Origin of the sequence: Nocardia sp. NPDC057353, assembly GCF_042667085.1 — a bacterium.
Lineage (GTDB): Bacteria > Actinomycetota > Actinomycetes > Mycobacteriales > Mycobacteriaceae > Nocardia.
In genome coordinates, this window is record NZ_JBHVAK010000032.1 from 25,059 (window position 1) to 44,968 (window position 19,910).

Annotated in this window: 21 protein-coding genes; 8 read left to right on the forward strand and 13 right to left on the reverse strand. The window is 73.2% G+C overall.

The window, feature by feature from the left end; translation table 11 throughout:
- The first annotated feature begins 4 nt into the window (after positions 1–4).
- Genes ACFUUZ_RS18235 through ACFUUZ_RS18245 form a run of 3 tightly spaced genes read left to right on the forward strand, consistent with a single transcriptional unit; the run spans position 5 to position 3,009 of the window.
- The gene (locus tag ACFUUZ_RS18235; RefSeq protein WP_378697578.1) at positions 5–322 is read left to right on the forward strand and encodes a hypothetical protein; all 318 of its coding nucleotides are present in this window, start codon (positions 5–7) and stop codon (positions 320–322) included.
- A 1-nt stretch (position 323) separates the two neighbouring features.
- Positions 324–1,832: an aldehyde dehydrogenase gene (locus ACFUUZ_RS18240; RefSeq protein ID WP_378697580.1), complete on the forward strand. Its 1,509-nt coding sequence runs from the start codon at positions 324–326 to the stop codon at positions 1,830–1,832.
- 10 nt (positions 1,833–1,842) lie between these two features.
- Positions 1,843–3,009, forward strand: a complete 1,167-nt coding sequence (locus tag ACFUUZ_RS18245) for an acyl-CoA dehydrogenase family protein (RefSeq protein ID WP_378697582.1) — start codon at positions 1,843–1,845, stop codon at positions 3,007–3,009.
- A 79-nt stretch (positions 3,010–3,088) separates the two neighbouring features.
- On the opposite strand, the gene ACFUUZ_RS18250 is transcribed toward ACFUUZ_RS18245, so the two are convergent.
- From ACFUUZ_RS18250 to ACFUUZ_RS18270, 5 genes are all read right to left on the reverse strand, one after another.
- Complete coding sequence (locus tag ACFUUZ_RS18250; RefSeq protein ID WP_378697585.1) at positions 3,089–4,690, reverse strand: ABC transporter substrate-binding protein; 1,602 nt, start codon at positions 4,688–4,690, stop codon at positions 3,089–3,091.
- Positions 4,691–4,711: 21 nt separating this feature from the next.
- Positions 4,712–6,679 carry a hypothetical protein gene (locus ACFUUZ_RS18255; RefSeq protein WP_378697587.1) on the reverse strand — a complete coding sequence of 656 codons (1,968 nt, stop codon included), beginning with the start codon at positions 6,677–6,679 and terminating at the stop codon, positions 4,712–4,714.
- Positions 6,680–6,897: 218 nt separating this feature from the next.
- Entirely contained in the window at positions 6,898–7,728 is an 831-nt protein-coding gene (locus ACFUUZ_RS18260; protein ID WP_378697589.1) for an LLM class F420-dependent oxidoreductase, read from the reverse strand.
- Between the two features lie 109 nt (positions 7,729–7,837).
- The gene (locus tag ACFUUZ_RS18265) at positions 7,838–8,716 is read right to left on the reverse strand and encodes a TIGR03854 family LLM class F420-dependent oxidoreductase (RefSeq protein ID WP_378697591.1); all 879 of its coding nucleotides are present in this window, start codon (positions 8,714–8,716) and stop codon (positions 7,838–7,840) included.
- An 18-nt stretch (positions 8,717–8,734) separates the two neighbouring features.
- A complete protein-coding gene (locus ACFUUZ_RS18270; protein ID WP_378697592.1) occupies positions 8,735–9,394 on the reverse strand; it encodes a class I SAM-dependent methyltransferase in 660 nt (219 codons plus the stop codon).
- 73 nt (positions 9,395–9,467) lie between these two features.
- Between ACFUUZ_RS18270 and ACFUUZ_RS18275 the strand changes: the two genes are divergently transcribed.
- The gene (locus ACFUUZ_RS18275) at positions 9,468–10,346 is read left to right on the forward strand and encodes a helix-turn-helix transcriptional regulator (RefSeq protein ID WP_378697594.1); all 879 of its coding nucleotides are present in this window, start codon (positions 9,468–9,470) and stop codon (positions 10,344–10,346) included.
- A gap of 66 nt (positions 10,347–10,412) precedes the next feature.
- Here ACFUUZ_RS18275 and ACFUUZ_RS18280 read toward each other — a convergent pair whose 3' ends face one another.
- From ACFUUZ_RS18280 to ACFUUZ_RS18295, 4 genes are all read right to left on the reverse strand, one after another.
- Positions 10,413–10,859 (reverse strand): hypothetical protein, encoded by a 447-nt coding sequence (locus tag ACFUUZ_RS18280; protein WP_378697596.1) that lies wholly within the window; start codon positions 10,857–10,859, stop codon positions 10,413–10,415.
- A gap of 67 nt (positions 10,860–10,926) precedes the next feature.
- On the reverse strand, positions 10,927–11,610 hold the full coding sequence (locus tag ACFUUZ_RS18285; protein WP_378697598.1) for a GNAT family N-acetyltransferase: 684 nt from the start codon (positions 11,608–11,610) through the stop codon (positions 10,927–10,929).
- 74 nt (positions 11,611–11,684) lie between these two features.
- Positions 11,685–12,152 (reverse strand): RDD family protein, encoded by a 468-nt coding sequence (locus ACFUUZ_RS18290; RefSeq protein WP_378697600.1) that lies wholly within the window; start codon positions 12,150–12,152, stop codon positions 11,685–11,687.
- A gap of 124 nt (positions 12,153–12,276) precedes the next feature.
- The gene (locus ACFUUZ_RS18295) at positions 12,277–12,645 is read right to left on the reverse strand and encodes an ArsR/SmtB family transcription factor (protein ID WP_378697602.1); all 369 of its coding nucleotides are present in this window, start codon (positions 12,643–12,645) and stop codon (positions 12,277–12,279) included.
- Between the two features lie 29 nt (positions 12,646–12,674).
- On the opposite strand from ACFUUZ_RS18295, the gene ACFUUZ_RS18300 reads away from it, so the two are divergent.
- The 4 genes from ACFUUZ_RS18300 to ACFUUZ_RS18315 all read left to right on the forward strand — a co-directional run bounded on the left by ACFUUZ_RS18300 (position 12,675) and on the right by ACFUUZ_RS18315 (position 17,017).
- Positions 12,675–14,654, forward strand: a complete 1,980-nt coding sequence (locus ACFUUZ_RS18300) for a heavy metal translocating P-type ATPase (RefSeq protein WP_378697604.1) — start codon at positions 12,675–12,677, stop codon at positions 14,652–14,654.
- Between the two features lie 61 nt (positions 14,655–14,715).
- Positions 14,716–15,345, forward strand: a complete 630-nt coding sequence (locus ACFUUZ_RS18305) for a TetR/AcrR family transcriptional regulator (RefSeq protein ID WP_378697606.1) — start codon at positions 14,716–14,718, stop codon at positions 15,343–15,345.
- 6 nt (positions 15,346–15,351) lie between these two features.
- Positions 15,352–16,431: a saccharopine dehydrogenase family protein gene (locus tag ACFUUZ_RS18310; RefSeq protein WP_378697608.1), complete on the forward strand. Its 1,080-nt coding sequence runs from the start codon at positions 15,352–15,354 to the stop codon at positions 16,429–16,431.
- 76 nt (positions 16,432–16,507) lie between these two features.
- The gene (locus ACFUUZ_RS18315; RefSeq protein ID WP_378697609.1) at positions 16,508–17,017 is read left to right on the forward strand and encodes a hypothetical protein; all 510 of its coding nucleotides are present in this window, start codon (positions 16,508–16,510) and stop codon (positions 17,015–17,017) included.
- 3 nt (positions 17,018–17,020) lie between these two features.
- On the opposite strand, the gene ACFUUZ_RS18320 is transcribed toward ACFUUZ_RS18315, so the two are convergent.
- From ACFUUZ_RS18320 to ACFUUZ_RS18335, 4 genes are all read right to left on the reverse strand, one after another.
- Positions 17,021–17,671 (reverse strand): nitroreductase family protein, encoded by a 651-nt coding sequence (locus tag ACFUUZ_RS18320; RefSeq protein WP_378697673.1) that lies wholly within the window; start codon positions 17,669–17,671, stop codon positions 17,021–17,023.
- A 29-nt stretch (positions 17,672–17,700) separates the two neighbouring features.
- Positions 17,701–18,330 (reverse strand): flavin reductase family protein, encoded by a 630-nt coding sequence (locus ACFUUZ_RS18325; protein WP_378697610.1) that lies wholly within the window; start codon positions 18,328–18,330, stop codon positions 17,701–17,703.
- A 147-nt stretch (positions 18,331–18,477) separates the two neighbouring features.
- A complete protein-coding gene (gene pcaD, locus ACFUUZ_RS18330) occupies positions 18,478–19,248 on the reverse strand; it encodes a 3-oxoadipate enol-lactonase (protein ID WP_378697611.1) in 771 nt (256 codons plus the stop codon).
- Positions 19,248–19,868 (reverse strand): LysE family translocator, encoded by a 621-nt coding sequence (locus tag ACFUUZ_RS18335; RefSeq protein ID WP_378697612.1) that lies wholly within the window; start codon positions 19,866–19,868, stop codon positions 19,248–19,250. The genes pcaD and ACFUUZ_RS18335 overlap by 1 nt, the downstream gene beginning before the upstream one ends.
- Positions 19,869–19,910 lie beyond the last annotated feature (42 nt).

Sequence of the window (19,910 nt, forward strand, 5' to 3'; positions counted from 1 at the left end):
CACCATGCCGACCGGAATCCTCTTCGTCGAGTCCAGCCCGAAGTCCGCGGACGAGGCCGCCGCCTACCACGAGTGGTACGAGAACACGCACCTGGCCGAGATGTGCAAGCTGGACGGTGTGGTCGCCGCGCGCAGGCTCGCCGTGGTCGGCGAGGACAGTTTCATCGCGCTCTACGAGATCGAGGCCGACGATCTGGACGCGGTGCGCGCCGGGTTGGGGGAAGCGTCGCGCTCCGGACAGATGTCGCCGCCGGTCGGGTTGCGGACCGACCCGCCGCCGACCGTCCGCCTGCTCCGCGACATCGCGTCCCTCCGGCCCTGACATGGCCGTGCCACCGCCACAGCCCGCGCACCCCGGGCAGCAGGCGCGCTCCGGTCAGCAGGATGCCGAGCCCTTCCACCATCGGCTCTACATCGGCGGGCGGTGGCAGCCGCCCACCGGCCACGGCGTCATCGAGGTCGTTTCACCGCACACCGAGGCGGTGATCGCCCGGGTCGCCGCGCCGACCGCCGCCGATGTCGACGCCGCGGTTCTGCTCGCCCGCGAATCCTTCGACCGCGGCCCGTGGCGGCGCACACCGGTCGCCGAGCGGGTGGCCGCGATCCGCGACCTGGCCGAGCGGTACACCGCCCGGGAGCCGGAGATCGCCGGACTGGTCACCGCGGAGATGGGTGCGCCCGCCCGCTTCGCCCGCTCCGCGCACGCGAAACTGCCCGGCGTCATGATGCGGGCGCTGGCCGACGTGGCGGCGGACTTCCCCTGGGAGGAGACCCGCCCCGGCTACCTCGGCGCGGATGTCCTGGTGACCCACGAACCGGTCGGGGTGGTCGCGGCCGTCGTGCCCTGGAACATGCCGGTGTTCCTCACCGTCGCCAAGCTGATCCCGGCGCTGCTCGCGGGGTGCAGCGTCGTGCTCAAGCCGTCGCCGGAGACGCCGCTGGACGCCTACCTCATGGCAGAGCTGCTCTCCGAGAGCCGGATTCCGCCCGGCGTGGTCTCCATCCTGCCCGGCGACGCCGCGCTCGGCGCCCACCTGGTCGCGCACCCCGGCGTGGACAAGGTCTCCTTCACCGGCTCCACCGCCGCCGGTCGGCAGGTCGCCGCTGCCTGCGCCCCCGCCCTGCGAAAGTTCAGCCTGGAACTGGGCGGCAAATCCGCCGCGGTGGTACTGGACGACGCCGACCCCGCGCAGGTCGCCACCGGCGCCCAGGTGGCCGCGCTCATGAACGGCGGGCAGGCCTGTGTCGCCCAGACCCGCATCCTGGTGCCGCGCAGCCGCTATCGCGAGCACGTCGAGGCGCTGAGCGAGATGGTGTGGAGACTGCGGGTGGGCAACCCGGCCGACGAGGCCACCGATATCGGCCCGCTGGTCTCCGCCCGGCAGCGCGATCGGGTGCACGGCTACCTCGAGACCGGTCTCCGCGAGGGGGCGCGGGCGGTGGTCGGCGGGCCCGGGCGGCCGCCCGGCTGCGAGCGCGGCTGGTACGTCCGCCCGACCCTGTTCGCCGAGGTGTCGCCGGACATGCGAATCGCTCGGGAGGAGATCTTCGGCCCGGTGATCACCGTGCTCGCGCACGACGGCGACGACGACGCGGTAGCGCTCGCCGACGCCACCGAGTACGGCCTCTCCGGCTCGGTCTGGTCCGCCGACCCGGACCGCGCCCTCGCGGTGGCGCGGCGGATCCGCAGCGGCACCGTCGGCATCAATGCCGCCTACAGCATGGACCCGGTCGCGCCCTTCGGCGGTGTGAAGGCGAGCGGAATCGGCCGCGAGTTCGGCCGGGAGGGGCTGGCCGGCTACCTGACCGGCAAATCCGTATCCGGCATCTAGAGGAGACGTCGTGCAGTTGTCGTTCGGACCCGAGGTCGAGGAGTTCCGCGCCGAGTTCGTCGCGTTCCTGGACCGGCACCTACCCGAGGCCGGGCGGCCGTCGAAGTCCAGCGCGGACGTGCCGGACTGGGCGCGGGAGTGGCAGCGGCTGCTCTTCGACAGCGGATGGCTGCTCCCCGCCAACCCGCCCGAGTTCGGCGGGCGCGACGCCACGGTTCTCCAGCAGTACGTGCACCTCGAGGAGCTGTCCCGGCGGCGGATCTACCACTCGTTCAACCCGCAGGGTGTCGGCATCATCGCCGCCTCGCTGCTGTCGTTCGGCACCGAGGAGCAGAAGCAGCGCTGGGCGGTCCCCATCCTGCGCGCCGAGCTGACCGCGTCGCTCGGCATGAGCGAGCCCGGCGCGGGCTCGGACCTGGCCGGGCTGCGCACCCGCGCGGTGCGCGACGGCGACCACTACGTGGTGAACGGCCAGAAGGTCTGGACCTCCGGCGCCCACGACGCCGACGTGCTGCTCACCTTCGTCCGCACCGACCCGGACGCGCCGAAACACAAGGGCATCAGCGTCCTGCTCGTGCCCACGGCCACGCCGGGGGTGACCCGCCGCCCCTTCCCCTCCATCTGCGCCCGCGACGACCTCGACTTCAACGAGGTGTACTTCGAGGACGTGCGGGTGCCGGTGGCGAACCGGGTCGGCCCGGAGAACGGCGGCTGGGCCGTCGCCAACGGCTCCCTCGGCCACGAGCGGAACCTGCTGTGGCTCAGCCACGCCGACCGCCTCGCCGACCTGCTCCGCGACTTCACCCCGCACACCGAGCACGACCGGGATGCCTACGCCACCAGCGTCATGGACCTGCACGCCCTGAAACTCCTCGGCTCCGCCGCGCTGGCCCGCGCCGCCCGCGGGGAACCGGACGTCGCCGCGCTCTCGGTGCTCAAGGTCATGGGCTCCGAAGCGGTCCAGGCCGGAACCGAACAGGCGCTGGCGAGCCGCGGCGCGGCAGGCCTGGCGCACCCCGCGCTCAGCGCACCGCCCGGCGCCCACACCATCGGCCACTTCGCGAGCGGCTGGTTCGAGCGCTATACGCGCACCTTCGCGCACACCATCGCCGGGGGGACGTCGGAGATCCAGCGCAGCATCATCGCCCAGCGCGTCCTCGGGCTGCCCCGGCACTGAGCCGACCGCCCACCCCTCGAGCTCCTCGGGCGGTGGCTCGGCGACCTGACGGTCGAGCTGGACGGCCACGGACTCCCGGTCAGGCGCCGGGCGGGCAGCCGGGTGGCTCCTGAGCCCCGGGCGGCACGGGCACGGTCGAGGAGCTGCCGTGCGACAGCGCGTCCGGCGACGTCCCCGCCGGCCGCGGGCACAGGCGGACAACGCTCGGCTCGATATCGGTGCGGTTGCCGCTGGGGTCGAACGCGATCGGCCCGCCAGCGCCGGGCACCGCCGAGACCCCGCCGGAGAATCCGCTGATCACACTGTTGATCTCGCCGCGCCGGACCGGTTCGGTGGTGGGCACCTCCCGCAGCGCTTGCCCGATGGTGAGGACCGCGTCGTAGGCGTTGATCGCCCAGCCGTCGCCGATGTGGTCCGGATCGAAGCCGGCGCCGGTGAAGGCACTGTTGAAATCCTCCCAACTCCCGTCACCGGGTCGCGGCCCCTCCGTGCCCGCGACGAGGGTGAACAGCACCCGGACCCGGCCCTCGGTGAAGCTGCGCGAGCCGAGCCCCGCCACCCGCAGGTGCTCCAGGGCCGGGTCGATCTCGGCGGTGCGCAGGCGGTTGCCGTCCGAGGTGCTGATCACGGTGATCGAATCGGCCACGCACTGCCCCCGCGCGTACTCGTCGTCGAGGCTGGTGAGCAGCCTGCCGAGATCGTGCCCGCGGGCGATATAGGCGACCACCACCTTGCCGCGCTGGGCGCAGACGCGGCGGGCGGTCTGCAGGACGGTGCTCGGCTCCGTGGTGTCGAACTTGACCTCGGCCAGGCCGCCGCCGTATCTCCGCTGCAGCAGCGGCAGGGTGGTGCAGGTGTACGGGTCCGAGCCGCCGACGGGCACCATGACGAAATCCGGCCGCGGCACGGTCGCGCCGATCCGCTCGACCTGGACCGCGACCCGGAAACCGATGCGATAGTAGTAGTCCCGGCCGATGCCGTCGGCGTAGGAGCGGTCGCACCGTTCGAAATCCGGGTCATCGTTCTGCGAGCCGTCCTGGTCGAACCCCTCGGCGGTCACCACGTCGGAGACCATCGGGATCTTCGCCGCCGCCAGCAGGTTCGCGATCTCGGCGGTGGCGTGGTGGCTCAGGCCGATGCCCGCGACCGCGACCACGTCCTCGCGCGCGGCCATCGCTGCGGCCACCGCCACGGGATCACCGTCGCCGTCGTAGTCGCCGAGCTGCCCGACCAACAGCCTGATCGGGCGATGGCAGGCTTCGGTGTTGGTGCGCCGCTGGCCCGCCGCCATGCCCTCCAGCTCGTGCACCGCCCGGCTCCCGGCCAGCGGGTCGGACATGGTGAGCAGCACGCCGACGGTGACCGGCTCCGCGGCGCAGTCATCTCCCGCCGTCCGGTTCTGCGCGTCGATCACGCGCATGACCGCACCGAACCGGTCGAGCTCGAAGGCGTAGGGGCCGTCGGACAGTCCGATACACCGGTCACCCACCCGCCACGCCTCGGCGCTCGGGCCGCCCTCGTTGCAGGTGAACATGCGCTGCCGCCACTCCCGGGTGAAGAAGCCGGTGACCGCGCCCGCCACCAGCACGACGACCAGCGTCAGCCGCACCCAGTCGGTCCACGAATGCGGCGCCGGGCGGGTCCGCCGGGGAACGATGCCCAGCCGGTAACGGTGTGCCACGGGGTCTCCTCGAGCCGGATGTCAGTGGAATCGGGACGCGCGGGCGCGGTATCGCGCGGCACGCAGCAAGAACGGGTCGCCGCCGCGCGCGTCGGCCGCCAGCCGTTCCCAGCTGCCGGCGGCCCGCATGCACAGGGTCGCTTCGCGATCCCGGTTCACCGATCGGATCGCGGCGTCGACGGTGGGGACGACGGCGATCAGCATGGCGATGTGCGCGGCGAGGTCGGGGTGGTCGTCGCCGGGGCCGTCGACCAGGTCGCGGTCGCGGTCGAGCGGGTCGGTCGTGGCGACGATCGCGTCGAAGGTCTCCAGCCACTCCGCACCGGGCAGCTGCGGCAGTAGCTCCGCGAGCGCGGCGACGGTGTCCGCGCGCCCGTGCAGCAGCCTGCGGTAGTAGAGCCGGCCGGTCCGGTCGTCCTGCGGCACCGCCTCGGCGAGACCGCTCAGCACCGACTCCCAGCCGGGGCCCTCGGTGCGCGCGGCCAGCAGGCGCTTCCCGAGCAGGCGCACCAGGGCGGGCAGCTCGGCCTCGTCCTCCGCTCCCTGCCACAGGGTGCGCGAGGTGAACAGCGGTGAATCGGCCGCGATCCCGCCGTGCAGCCGGGTGACGACACCGCGCGCCTCGCCCCGGTTCCGCGCGGCCGCCGCGGTGATCAGACCCTCGGCCAGCAGATCCTGGGTCTCGGAGTTCGAGTCCAGTGCGCCGACGAATCCGCGCAGCAGGTGCGCTTCGACCGTGTCCCCGCGTCGCGGGCCCGGGCTGCGCAGCAGGTCGCCGAGCCGGGAGCGCAGGGTGGGGTCGTCCTGCAACCGGCCGAGCAGGTAGCTGGTGGCAGCGGGGTGGCCCCCGGTCAGCCGGTGGACCTCCGCCCCGACGGCGAGGTAGTCGATCGGGTCGACGGCCTTGGCCATGATCGCGACGTCCGATTCGGGGAGGTCGGCGAGGCGGACGGTGAGCCAGGGCGCGGTGATCTCGGTCAACCGCGCCGGGTCGACCCGCTCGGTCCATTCGGCGGGCGCGCCGAACTGCCCCTCCAGCTCCTCGAACAGAGTGCCCGCGCTGGTGGTGATCACCGTCAGCGGATCGGGCAGCCTACGGCCGGTGGCGGTCAGCGCGCGGCGCACGCGCAGCAGTGATTCGGTGAACGCGACGGCGGCGGGCGCGTCGCCGTCATCGAGCAGCAGCAGCACGTTCGACGTCCGCCCGGGGACCTTGGCGGCGCTGTGCCGCAGGTCGGCGAGGAGCGCCCCGATCAGCACATCGTCGACGCCACGCCGGATCGCGCGGTCGGAGCTGCGGGCCTTGAGACTCAGCTCGATCAGGACGCGCTCGCCGTTGGCGTGCAGCTGCTGGTCCTGGTGCCCGAACCACGGCACCGCGCCGCCCCAGTTGATCCGGTTGAGCAGCCTGCCCTGGGACAGCCGCTCGATCACCACCTCGGCCGCCTGGTCGAGCACGGCGGAGGTGACGGTCTCGGCGCCGGGCACCTGAAGGTTCGCCGCCTGGGCCCCGCCCAGCGAAGCGAGGCCGCGGATGAACTCGAACAGCAGCGTGCGGTCCTTGTAGCGGTTGAGCTGGGTGCGCAGGTGCTGGGGGTGCATTCCGTCGGGGACCGCCGTGAAGTCCGCGCCGATGGCGATCTGTGCGACCAGTACCCGGGGCAGCGCGATGGCGTAACCCGGAATCTCCTGGCTGAGCCCGAGCAGGATCGATGCGAGCACCGGCCGCGCCGGGTTGTTGTCGGTCACCGGTCGTTCCAGGGGGTGGATCAGCACCGTGGGGGTGCACCGTCGCCAGGAGCCGCGGAGCCGCTGCCAGACCGACAGCGGTGGCGGCCACCAGGTGGCGAGCGCCTGCCCGAGCACCGCGCTACGCCCCGAGCCGCCGCACCCCTCCAGGACCAGAACGGGTTTGGTCGAGCCATCGGCATCGTTCAGCGGCACCTCGACCAGCCGGTCGATCAGTTCCAGAACCTCGGTGCGCCCCACGAATACCAGAACTGCCTCCTCCCCACGAGGCACTCAGGGTAGCAACGCCGCGATCTGCCGGACAAGCACCGAAAATTCAGGGCGACAGGGCTTTACGCGGATGTGGTAGGGGCGCGCAACCCCTCCACAGCCCGCATGCGGCCGTCTGTGCCCGCGGCCGGTCGGGCCGCTCTCGATCCCGTACGGCGGGCCGGTGGCCCCGGTTCCGCGCTGACCCGCTACTTCGGCAGGACGGCGGCCAGTTCCCGCAGCGCGCCCAGGTAGTCCTCGTTCAATACCTGCACCGCCACGTGGTCGGCGCCCGCGTCCAAGTGTGCCAGCACACCGTCGGCGACCTCGGTGGCCGAGCCGTGCACCGCGAGCGCGTCGATCAGCCGATCACTGCCCGGCGTGGCGAGGTCCTCCTCGGTGAAGCCCAGGCGGCGCAGGTTGTTCCGGTAGTTGGTGAGGCCCAGATACATCGGGACCAGCCCCCTGGCGATCTCCCGCGCCCGCTCCGGATCCTGATCGAGGACGACCTTCTGCTCGGCGACGAGCAGCGAGCTCGCCCCGAGCACCGCGCGGGCATTGCGGGTGTGCTCCGGCGGGGTCAGGTACGGCAGCGCGCCCGCCGACCGGTCCCCGGCCAGCTCCAGCACCCGCGGGCCGAGCGCCGCCAGCGCCCTGCGCTCCCGCGGCACCCCCGCCTCGTCCAGCTCGTCCAGATACCTCGCCAGCGCGTCGTACGGCTTGATCGCCTCGGCCCCGTTCGCCTCCCGATGCCCGGTGCCGATGCCGAGCAGGAAGCGGCCGGGAAACCGCCGGTCGATTCGGTGGAACGACTCCGCCGTCGCCTTCGCGTCCGCCGTCCAGATATTGACGATGCTCGTACCCACGACCAGCGAGTCCGTCGCCTCCAGCAGCGACTCCACCCCCGGCAACTCCGCCGGAGGTGACCCGCCCAGCCACAGCGCCCCGAACCCGAGCGACTCCAGCTCCCGCGCATCCTCGGGGCTGAACCCCCGATACCCGCGCCACACACCGAACTTTCCGAGATCGAATCGGGCCATACTCCGGGCAACCCCACTCCGTCCGGCGTCTATTCCACGAACGGATCCGGTACGGTACCCGCGCCGCGCCAGGCGAGCCGTGGTGCCCGCCGAGCTGACCGGCGGCTGATCAGTTCTCCCTGGGGCCGAGTTCGGCGACGAAACGGTCGACGAAGCCCTCCACCGGCTTGCCGCTCGCGGGGACGACGACGAACTTGGTCAGCCCGGCCTCCAGGTACCCGTCGACGAGCCGGTGCAGGTCGGGCCAGCTGCTCGCGATGACGTCGGCGGGGTCGGTGTCGGAGCGCCGGCCGCGTATGCGCGCGGCCAGCGGGCCGGGGATGCCGTCCTCGGCGAGGAGCAGGGTGATGCCGAAGTGGTCGGGCTCGATCTCCCGCCCCACCTCGGCGGCCTCCCGGTTGATGGCGCTCACGCCCGCGGCCGCCTCGGCGGGAGTGAGGAAACTGCCGAGCCAGCCGTCGCCGTAGCGGCCGATCCGGCGGAAGGCGGCGGGGGCGCGGCCGCCCAGCCAGATATCGAGTGGCCGTCCCGGCCGCCTGCCGACACCGGCACCGCGCACGGTGAAGAAGTCACCGTCGAAATCGACATCGTCCGAACGCAGGACGGCGCGCAGCAGGGCGAGCGATTCGTCGAAGACATCACCGCGGCGGCCCGCGACCGGGAACAGGTCGCGCTCCCCCGGACCCGCCGGTTGCAGGCCGAACACCGGCAGCACGCGCTTCGGCGCGAGCGCCGCCAGCGACGCGAGCTGCTTCCCGACCAAGACCGGGTGCCGCCCCGGCAGGATCGCCACCGAGGTGCCGACCTTCAGATTCTTCGTCCGCGACAGGGCGAACGCCATCCCGACGACCGGGTCCACCGCCGGTGAGTAGACCAGCTCGGAGAACCACAGCGAGTCGACGCCCGCCTGCTCCAGCCCGTCCACCAGCCCGGCCAGCTCCTCCGGGTCGGCGTTCGCGCCGATCCCGACGCCGAATCGGATCTTCATTCCCACGACAACGCGCGATCAGCGCCGGGCATTTCCGGGGTGGGTGGCGCGGTAGTAGGTGACGCGGCCGAGGGTGCGGTGTGCGTGGGACAGCACCTGCTCGGTCTCGAACCCCGCCGTGCGCAGCACCGCGGGCAGCGCGTCGCCGAGGTTGCCCCGCAGATACGGGCTGCGCAGGGAGCGGCGGGCGGCGCGCCCGTCCGCGGCGGTCATGGGGCCGCCGACGTCGGCGATGTGCAGGCGGCCGCCGGGTCGCAGGACGCGGAAGGCCTCGGCGGCGACCGCCGCCTTCGTGTCGGCATCGAGGTGGTGCAGCATGAACGCGGAGAGCACGCGGTCGACGCTGCCGTCCGGATGCGGCAGGTCCTGGGCGTAGGCGCGCTCGAAGCGGATCCCGGGGGCCTTGCGCTCGGCGCGGGCGAGGGCGCGCGGGTCGGGGTCGGTGCCGATCACGGTCGCACCGGGGACGGCGTGCTGCGCGAGGACGGTGAGGTTGCCGGTCCCACAGCCGATTTCGAGTACGGTGTGGCCGCTCTCCAGCCCGGCCTGGGCGAGCAGGGTGTGGTGCACGGCGGTGCTGCCGAGCGCCCGGCTGAGCAGGTCGTAGAACGGCAGGAACAGGTCGTTGCCCGCGGCGGGCAGGTAGTCGTGGCGGTTGGCGAGGGTGCGCGAGGTCATGACTTCATGGTCGCGAGGAGACCGGGCGGGAAGTCGGGGGATATTCGGCGAAACCAGGACTATCTTCGGTTCGGTGTCCGATGGGCGACCGCAGACCACCCGGCTGATCCGGCAGCACCGGGGCGTGCCGGTCTACGGGTACCGGTCCGATCCGAGCACTCCCCCGGTCTCGGTGCTGCGGCTGGGTCCGGGGCAGTCGCCCGAGCGGGCGCCGCACATCCACGACTTCCCGGTGCTGGTGCACGTGCCCGCGGCGCACGAGGTCTACGTGGTCACGCCGGGGCAGGTGGTCGATGTGGGGCACGTGCCGCTACCGGAGGCGAGCACCACGGTGTTCTTCGACCCGGGCGCGCTCGGCGCAGGCAGCCGCTCACCGTGGCCCACCTGGTACCGCCACCCGCTGCTCGCCGCCTTCCTGCACGGCCACGCGAACGGGCTGCTGCGGGTGCCGCTACCGCCGGGCCATCCGCTGTGGACCGACACCATGGCCGCCATCGAGACCGAACTGGAGGCCCGGCGCGAAGGATTCCAGCAGGCCGCGCTGGCGCACCTGACACTGCTGCTGATCGACCTCGCCAGACTGACCGCCGACATCCCCGGCGAGTTCCGATTGCTCGGTGAACCGTTGCTCGCGGACGTCTTCGAGGTGATCGACCGTCGTTTCGGCGAGCCGCTCTCCCTGCGCGACGTGGCCGCCGCGGTCGGCGTCACCCCGGGCCACCTGACCACGCTGGTGCGCCGCCGCACCGGGCGCACGGTGCAGGACTGGATCACCGAGCGGCGCATGGCGCACGCGCGGGAACTGCTGGGCGGCACCGATTTACCGGTCGCGGTGATCGCGAGCCGGGTCGGGCTGCCCGACCCCTCGTACTTCGGCCGGGTGTTCCGGCGCGCGCACGACTGCTCGCCGCGCGCGTGGCGCAATCAGTTGCACGGCGATAGCCACGGCTGAGCCGCGCACGTACCCTCGATAGCGGTGCACCGCCCGTACCCCCGACCGGGCGGTGCGCCTTTCGCGTCAGCGCCGGCCGCGCTCGCGGGCCTCGCGCTCCAGGAACACCTCGGCCATGGGAGTGGGGGTGAGGCGCCGCTTGCGGCGGAGCCGCAGGATGCCGCCGGTCGCGTGGACGCTGCCGCCGAGCGCGGTGGGCACCGCACCGTGCCGATTGTTCAGCAGGATCACGCGGTGCAGCGGGGAGAGCCTGCGCCACCAGCTGCCGACCCGGTCCCGCGCGCTCACCAGTTCGACGGCGGCGCGCGGCGCCAGGTAGTAGCGGGTGCTGCGCTCGTGCGCGGTGTAGACGCGGCCGACCACGTGCTCCGCGTCCGGGCCGAGCGCGCCGACCAGGGGTTCGGTGAGTTCCCGGTAGGGGTCGTCGAGCAGCGCCAGTTGCGCGTCGGGAGCGAGGCGGGTGAACCACTGCGGGGCCCTGCCGCGCCGTGCCAGTCGTTTTCTCGATCCCATCACGCCTCACACCCTGTCGTCGTCGTGCACTCCGCCTACCCCGGTCGCGGCGGTCCAACACGGTGTGTCAGGGGACGCGGAAACCGCGGAAGGTGACCGGGGTGCGGGTGCGGAAGCCGAGGCGTTCGTAGAGCTCGATGGCGGCGGTATTGGCCTCGGCGACGTGCAGGAAGGGGCGATCGCCGAGCGCCGCGATCCGGGCGACCAGCGCACCCACCAGCTGCGCGGCGTAACCGCGGCCGCGAGCCTCGGGGGCGGTGCAGACGGCGCTGATCTCCGACCAGCCGGGCGGGCGCAGCCGCACGCCCGCCATCGCGAGCAGCAGGCCGTCCTCGCCGCGAATCCCGAGGTAGGGGCCGAGTTCGTGGGTACGCGGCCAGAACGGGCCGGGGCGGGTGGTCGCGACGAGGTCGAGCATCTCGGCGACGTCCGCGGCGCCGAGCTCCACCACGTCGGCGGCGGTCGGCGTCTCGGCGAGCGCGCCGGGGAGGATCAGCTGCCTGCCGTCGAGCCGGAAGACCTCCGGCCAGTGCCGGGGTGGCGGGACCGGGCAGCTGAACAGGTCGGCGGGTGCGCCTGGGCCGAGCAGCCGGGTCAGATCGTCCCATTCGCACCCGTCGCCGGGGTCGACCGCGGCGAAGGTGGTGACGTCGGGGAGGTAGGTGGCGGCCCGGCCGACGCGGCGGGCCAGGTGGGCGTGGTTGCCGTGCAGCGACTCACCGACCGGGTCGTCGAGTGCGGTGGTGTCCACGGGTGTCGAGCCTTCCGGTCGCGCGGGTGCGACCGTCAGTTCAGCACGTCGCGGGGTGCGCGCCGCACCCGCCCTCAGCGGTCGACGACCTGGGTACCGCCCGCGAACTTGTCGTGCCAGCCCTGCTTCGTCGGGCTGGAGCTGATGGTGACCGCGATGTAGATGGCGGCGACGAACCAGAGCAGCCCGCCGACACACGGGATCAGGTTGAGCAGCATGTAGGCATTGCGCTTGGCCGAGTCCACGATGCTCGGCTTGGCGGCGCCACCGGAGCCGCGGACCTGCAGGCCGAGGATCTTCTTGCCCGGCGTCTCGCCGGTGAGCACCTCGAAGAAGAGGAAGTAGAGGAAGCCGAAGCCCGCGCCGGGCAGCACCGAGACCCAGTCGGGGGTGTTCACCGAGCGGTCGAGCAGCCAGAAGACGACCAGCCCGATCGCACCCGCGATGATCCAGTCGATGAAGCGCGCACCCGCGCGTTTGCCGAGCCCGCCGGGCGAACCGGTGGCGGGGGTGATTCGGGGGTCGTGACCGCTCGTGCTCACGGGATCCTCCTCGGGATGAGCAACCGCACCGGTTGGCCCTCGAATCGTAGAAGATCACCGGGGCCGCCGCGAGGTACGCAACCCTGATTTCGCCCCTGAATCCACAGCCCCGCGGGAAGCTCGCTCAGCCCGCGTCGGAGCCGCGGAGCCGGTCCGGCTGACCGAGCCGGAGGTGCTCGCTGTGGTAGACGGCCTCGTCCAGCAACTGCGCCACGTGCGCGTCGTAGAGGCTGTAGACGATGGAGCGGCCGCTGCGGTTGCCGACCACCAGCCCCAGGTTGCGCAGCAGCCGCAGCTGGTGCGAGACGGCGGACTGCTCCATGCCGACGGTGGCGGCGAGTTCGGAGACCGGGCGCGGGCCGTGCCGCAGTTCGGTGAGGATGAGCAGGCGGCTCGGGGTGGCGAGCGCCTGCAGGGTGGTGGCCACGTGGGCGGCCGCGGCGGCGTCGAGGCGCGCGGGCGGGCGGCTGCGGCCCTCGACTCCGTGTCCCATGAGCGCGCATCCTACTCCGAGCACTATGTATGAATAGATGTTCATCTCTTCTGTTAGTCTCCGATCGGTCCGCATCGCGCTGCTCCGGAGGTTCGCCCGTGGTCGTCCTGACCCGCCCATCGCCCGCGTCCGTCGTCCCGGTGCGCCGGACGAGGCTGTTCGCACTGGACGAAGTGCGCTGGGCCGCGGCGGCTCTGGTGCTGTTCCTGATCGGGCTGGCGGCGCAGCTCGGCGGTGCGCCGGAGTGGCTGTGGTGGGCGTGCTACCTCGCCTGCTACGCGGCGGGCGGGTGGGAGCCCGGGCTCGCGGGGCTGCGGGCGCTGCGGGCGAAGACGCTCGACGTCGACCTGCTCATGGTGATCGCCGCGCTCGGGGCGGCGGCGATCGGGCAGATCACCGAGGGGGCGCTGCTCATCGTCATCTTCGCCACCTCGGGGGCGATGGAGGCGCTGGCGACCGCGCGGACCGAGGACTCGGTGCGCGGGCTGGTCGACCTGGCGCCGGACACCGCCACCCGGCTCACCGACGACGGCGAGCAGACCGTCATTGCCGCCGACCTCGCCGTCGGGGACGTGCTGCTGGTGCGGCCCGGCGAGCGGATCGCCGCCGACGCGACGGTGCTCTCCGGGGGCAGCGAGGTCGATCAGGCGACGATCACCGGCGAGCCGCTGCCGGTCGACAAGACCGCCGGTGACGAGGTGTTCGCGGGCACGGTCAACGGCACCGGTGCGCTGCGGATCCGGGTCGACCGGCGGGCGGCGGACTCGGTGGTGGCGCGGATCGCGACGCTGGTCGAGGAGGCGAGCCGGACCAAGGCGAAGACGCAGCTGTTCATCGAGAAGATCGAGCAGCGGTACTCGGTCGGGATGGTCGCGGTGACCGTCGCGGTATTCGTGATCCCGCTGCTGCTCGGCGAGGCGCTGCAGCGGGCGCTGCTGCGGGCCATGACATTCATGATCGTGGCCTCGCCGTGCGCGGTGGTGCTGGCGACCATGCCGCCGCTGCTGGCCGCCATCGCGACCGCCGGGCGGCACGGGGTGCTGGTGAAGTCGGCGGTCGTGATGGAGCGGCTCGGGACCACCACGCGGGTGGCGTTCGACAAGACCGGGACCCTGACGCGGGGTGCCCCCGAGCTGGTCGAGATCCGGTGCCTGTCGTCCCGGTTCGATGCCGACGCGGTGCTGCGGATGGCGGCCTCGGTGGAGGTACCGAGCGAGCATCCGCTGGCCGCGGCGGTGGTGCGGGCGGCCCGTTCACGCGGACCGGCCCCGATCGAGGTACGAGAGTTCGCCGCGCAGCCGGGGCGCGGGGTCGAAGGGGTCGTCGGGGGCTCCTTCGTCACCGTCGTCTCCCCTGCCGCCTTCCCGGGCCTCGCCGAAGTGGCGGCGTTGCAGGAACTGGGGCACACCGCAGTGGTGGTGACCGTGGATTCGGAGCCGGTGGGGGTGCTCGGGATCGCCGACCGGACCCGGCCGGAGGCCGCCGACGCCGTAGCGGCGGTGACCGCGGTGACCGGCAGCGCGCCGGTGCTGCTGACCGGGGACAACCGGGTCACCGCGGAGCGGCTCGCCGCCGAGGTCGGGATCGCCGACATCAGGGCCGATCTGCTGCCGGACGACAAGGTCGCGGCGGTGCGCGAGCTGGAGGCCGCCGGGGAGCGGGTGACGGTGGTCGGGGACGGGATCAACGACGCGCCCGCGCTGGCCGCCGCGCACACCGGGATCGCGCTGGGCGGGGCAGGCTCGGACCTCACGCTGCGGACCGCGGACGCGGTCGTGGTCCGCGACGACCTCAGCACCGTCGCCGCCGTCATCGCGCTGTCGCGACGGGCGCGGCGAGTGGTGATCGCCAACCTGGCCATCGCCGGGACCTTCATCGTCGTGCTGGTCACCTGGGACCTGGTCGGCACGCTGCCGCTGCCGCTCGGGGTGGCCGGGCACGAGGGGTCGACGATCCTGGTCGGCCTGAACGGACTCCGGTTGCTGCGCTCGTCGGCGTTCGATTCCTGACCGAGCTGGGGTAGCGATTTCTGGAAGACCCTCCAGAATTGGAATGGGTTATAGTCACCCCGTGACCGCCACCCCATCGCGGACGACCCGCAAGACCGCGGCGACGCGGGAGGCGATCATCAGCGCGGCGCGCGAGCTCCTGGACGAGGGCGGGCCGGAGGCGCTCACCCTCCCGGCGGTCTCCGAGCGGGCCGATGTCGCGGTGCAGACCATCTACAACCGGGTCGGCGGCCGTGACGCCCTGCTCATGACGGTGGCCGAGCGGGCCATGGAGGCCAACCGGGTCTACATGGACGCCGCCTACGCACAGCCGGGCAGCGCGGTGCAGCGGGTGCTCGGCGCCGCCGAGGCGTATGTGCGGTTCGCGAGAGAGCGGCCGCACGAGTTCCGGTTGCTCACCCAGACCTCGTCCGGCAGCCCGGCTTTCGAGCGGATCGCCGACCTGCTGGACGAGCAGACCGGCAGGCTCGCCGACGCCATCGCGGACGGGATCGCCGAGGGCGACGTCCGCCCTGACATCGACCCGCGCGCCACCGCGACCGTGCTCTGGGCCGCCATGAGCGGCGTCATCGCGCTCTCCTGGCGCGCCGACCGGCACTGCGCCGACCCGGACGCCCTGCTCCCCCTGCTGGCCACCGCGGTCGGCGAGGGGCTGCTGACCCCGAACCCCGACGAACAGAAATGCAGGTGACGGCAGATGCCGAAGATCGTGTTGTTCGGTGCCACCGGCTACACCGGCCGGCTGACGGCCGAGGCGCTGGTCGCGAAGGGCGCGAGCCCGGTGCTGGCCGCGCGCAACCCGGACGCGCTGGCGAAGCTCGCGGCCGACATCGGCGGCGCGGAGACCGCCGTCGCCGACGTGGCGAACCCGGATTCGGTCAAGGCGCTGCTCGGCAAGGGCGACGTGCTGATCACGACGGTCGGCCCCTTCCTGCGGTTCGGCGAGCCCGCGCTGGCGGCGGCGCTGGCGGCGGGCGCGCACTACTTCGACTCGACCGGTGAGGGGCCGTTCATCCGCACCGTCTTCGACCACGACGCGCAGGCCCGCAAGGCGGGGGTGGGGCTGCTCAGCGCCTTCGGCTTCGACTACGTGCCGGGCAATCTCGTCGCCGCGCTGGCCCTGCGGGAGGCCCCGGAGGCGACGAAGGTCGATGTCGGCTACTTCGTGGAGGCGCCGGGCACCAGCGGCGGCACCCGCGCCTCGATCGCGGGGATGCTGTTCGAGCACGGGTTCGCGCTGCGCGGCGGCCGGGTGGTGCCGGAGCGCTCGGGGTCGAAGATCCGGAGCTTCGACGTGGTGGGCAAGCAGCGCACCGGGGTCTCCATCCCGGGCTCCGAGCACCTCGCGCTGACCCGGGTGCATCCGAATCTGCGCGAGGTCGACGTGTTCCTGGGGCTGCCGCCGCTGGCGGCGCGCGGACTGCAGGGCGGCTCGCTGGTCGCGGGGCTGCTCGGCAGGGTCGCCCCGGCGAAGGCGCTGGCCGAGGGCGCGCTGGCGAAGGCCGTCAAGGGCTCGACCGGCGGGCCCGGCCCGGAGTCGCGGGCGCGCACCCGGTCCTGGGCGGTGGCCGAGGCCGCCGACGCGAACGGGACGGTGCTGGCCACGGTCACGCTGACCGGCATCGACCCCTACGGCTACACCTCGGCCATCCTGGCCTGGGGCGCCACCGCCGTGCTCGACGGCGGGCTCCGGGGCACCGGCGCGCTGGGGCCGGTGGACGCCTTCGGGCTCGAGGCGCTCACCGCGGGCTCGGCCGAGGCCGGTTTCCGGCGCTGACCGGCGGCGCCGCTCGAGTAGCCATCGGTTTGCCTTCGGCGGTTCCGGTCACTACGTCCCCGCAGGGGTCGGGTGGATGGAGTCGGTGGTGGTGCAGGAGCGGTTGTCGGCGTGGCTGACCGAGCGCGTCGGCTCCCGGGTGCGGGTCGAGCAGGACGCCGGTGAGCTGCGGCTGACCTGGGTGGACGGGCCGACGGCGGTCCGGATGCGGGACATGGCCGGGGATTTCGGCAAGCACGCCGGGGTCGAGCTGCCCCGGATCGCCTGCGCGCGCGGGCTCAGCGACCTCGGGCAGACCGTGGCGGTGCTGCTGTGGCTGGACCGCGATCCCGAGCGCACCGCGCTCCCCGAACCGGTCATCGCCGACCGGGCGGGCACCGAGATCGGCTACCCGGAGCGGGCGCAGCCGCGCTGGCAGCGCCGGGCGCGGAACCTGCGCTCGCTCATCGAGGCCGAGCAGGGCGACCTCGCCGCCGGGGTCCGGCTGCTGCTGCACCGCAGCGCCGCCACCGGCTGGGCGGAGACCATGGCCTGGCTCGACGATTCCGAGCACCACCCGCCCCGGCACCTGCGGCTGGTGCCGTAGCGGTCACCAGCTGTCGACGTGCACGATCCGGTCGAGGTCGGTGCGGGCGGCCGGCTTGAAGTCGGTGCCCTTCGTGTAGGCGACGGGGAGCAGCGCGCCCTGCGACACCTGCTCGTAGGGGATGCCGAGGATCTCGGCGGCTTCCCGCTCGTACCCGAGATGCAGGGTGGTCCAGGTGGTTCCGAGCCCGCGCGAGCGCGCCGCGAGGCAGAAGTTCCAGACGGCGGGGAAGAGCGAACCCCAGTAGGAGGCGCTGGCCGCGCTGGGCGCGTTGTCCACCCGGCCTGCGAGGCACGGCACCAGCAGCACCGGGACCTCGCCCATCTTCTCGGCCAGGTACTCCGCCGAGCTCGCCACCCGGCGGCGGGAGGCGTCCACCTCGGGGTCGCCGCTCACCTTGCTGCCGAGGTAGCCGGGGTCGGCCCGGTACGCCTCGAAGCCGCGCCGGTACAGCTCGCCGAGCGCCTTCCGCTTCGCCGGGTCGGTGACGACGACCCAGTGCCAGCCCTGCCGGTTCGAGCCGCTCGGCGCCTGCACCGCCAGCTCCAGACACTCGCGCACGACCTCGAGCGGGACCTCGCGCTCCAGGTCGAGGCGTTTGCGCACGGCCCTGGTGGTGGCGAGCAGTTCGTCGGGGGAGAGGTCGAGTTCGATCGGCATGGTTCCGACCGTACCGGGCGCGCTCACCCGCGGAAGTGGCCCGGCCAGCGCTCGTAGGGGATGCGGCCGATCTCCAGCACCTGCCCGATGGTGGACCATTCGTCGCGGCCGAGCCGGGCCAGCGGGCGCAGCCGGTCGACGGCGGGCAGGTCGACGCCGTGCTCGTCGGTCTCGAATACCTCGGCGTCGATGGCGGCGTGCAGCACGCGGCCGATCACGACGGTGGAGTCGCCCAGCTCCACGGTCTGCTCCAACCGGCACTCCAGGGCGACCGGCGACTCCGCGACCCGCGGCGGGGCGACGGTGGCGCTGGGCTCCGGGGTGAGCCCGACCACGGTGAACTCCGAGAGCTCGGCGGGGAAGTCGGTGCCGGTGGCGTTCACCCGCTCGAAGAGCGGCTCGGTGGCGAGGCAGACCACGAACTCGCCGGTGTCCAGGACATTGCGCAGCGAATCCTTGGCGCCGACCGAGGTGAACTGCACCATGGGCGGGCGCACGCAGGAGACGGTGAAGAAGGAGTGCGGCGCCAGGTTGTCGATGCCGTCGGCCGAGCGGGTCGAGACCCAGGCGATCGGGCGCGGGACGACGACGCTGGTCAGGATGCGGTAGAAACCACTGAAGCCGAGTTCGCCGGGGTCGATGTCGGTGCGCACGGGCCAACCGTAACCGGATTGCGCAGCCGGTTCCGGTGCGGACGGTGCACCGGCTGACCCCGGCGACACCTACTACGAACCGCCGGACGTGCTCATCGACCACTTCGACGACGCCGGCGGGTCCGCTACCTTCCTGCTCGACGCCGATCAGGAGGTCGAGCCGGCCGTCCCGTAGCGCCGGGCGATGAGCGCGGAGACCGCTCGCGGGTGCTGCAGGGTCGGCAGGTGCCCGGCGTCGTCGAGCACGACGAACTCGGCGCCGGGGATGCCCGCCGCCACCTCGGCGACCACTCCGGGCGGGGTGCCAGGGTCGAGGGCGCCCGCGACGACCAGGGTGGGCGCGGTGATGCGGGCGAGGTCGGCGCGGCCGTCCCACTCCCCCAGTGCCGCACAGCATCCGGCGTACGCCGCGTCGTCGGTGCCCGCGATCATGGCGGCGCAGCGGGCGGCGATCTCCGGGTGCGCGGCGGTGAAGCCGGGGGTGAACCAGCGGGTGAGGGCGGATGCGGCGAGGCTCGCGGTGCCCTCGCGGCGGGCGAGTTCGGCGCGCTCGGCCCACATCGCCGGGGTGCCGAAGCGGGCGGCGGTGCAGAACAGGGTCAGGGCGGCGACCCGGTCCGGATGGTGGGCCGCGAGCCACTGGGCGACCGCGCCGCCCAGCGAGAGCCCGACCAGGTGGGCGGTGCCGATCGCACGGTGGTCGAGCAGCGCGAGCACGTCACCGGCCAGCTCGGCGACGGTGTACGGCCCGGCGGGGGCGGGCGAGCCGCCGTGCCCGCGCAGGTCGACGGCGAGCGCGGGGCCGCCGAGCTCGTCCAGCTGGGGCTGCCACATGCCGCGGTCCGAGGCGAGCGAGCCGAGGAAGACCAGCGGGGTGCCGACTCCGGGGAGGGCGGTGTGCGCGAGTTCGACGCTCATCACGCCTCGACCGCGAGCCGGACGCCGAACCCGACCAGCACCAGCCCGGTCACGGCATCGATGCGGCGGCGCACCCGCGGCCGCTGCATCCAGCCTGCGATGCGGCCTGCGGCGAGGACGAGCACGGCGCAGTAGAGCGCGGAGAGCGCGACGTAGAGCAGCCCGAGGCCGAGCGTCGTCCAGGCCACCGGGTAACCGGCCGGGACGAAGCCGGGCAGCAGGGTCACGAACAGCACGCCGATCTTGGGGTTCAGGATGTCGGTGAGGAAGCCCGCGCCGAACCCGCCGGAGCGGCCGAGCGCGGGACCGGTGGCGGCGGTCAGCTCGGCGGCGGTGCGGCGCAGCGCGCGCAGCGACTGCACCCCGACCCAGACCAGGTAGCAGCCGCCCGCGATCTTCAGCACCTCGTACCCGATCTCGCTCGCCTGCACCAGCGCCGAGAGCCCGAGCACCGCGGCGGCCACCCAGACCAGCAGCCCGCAGAGCACCCCGGCCGAGGTGCGGATCCCGCCCGCGCGGCCGCCGCGCACCAGGCCGCGCACGACCACGAGGGTGTCCGGGCCGGGGAGCACGATCAGGAACACCGCGGCCAGGGTGAAGGACAGGAGCATGGCGAGCACCCGGCCATGGTAAACGCGCACTTCTGGGTATACACCGACCGG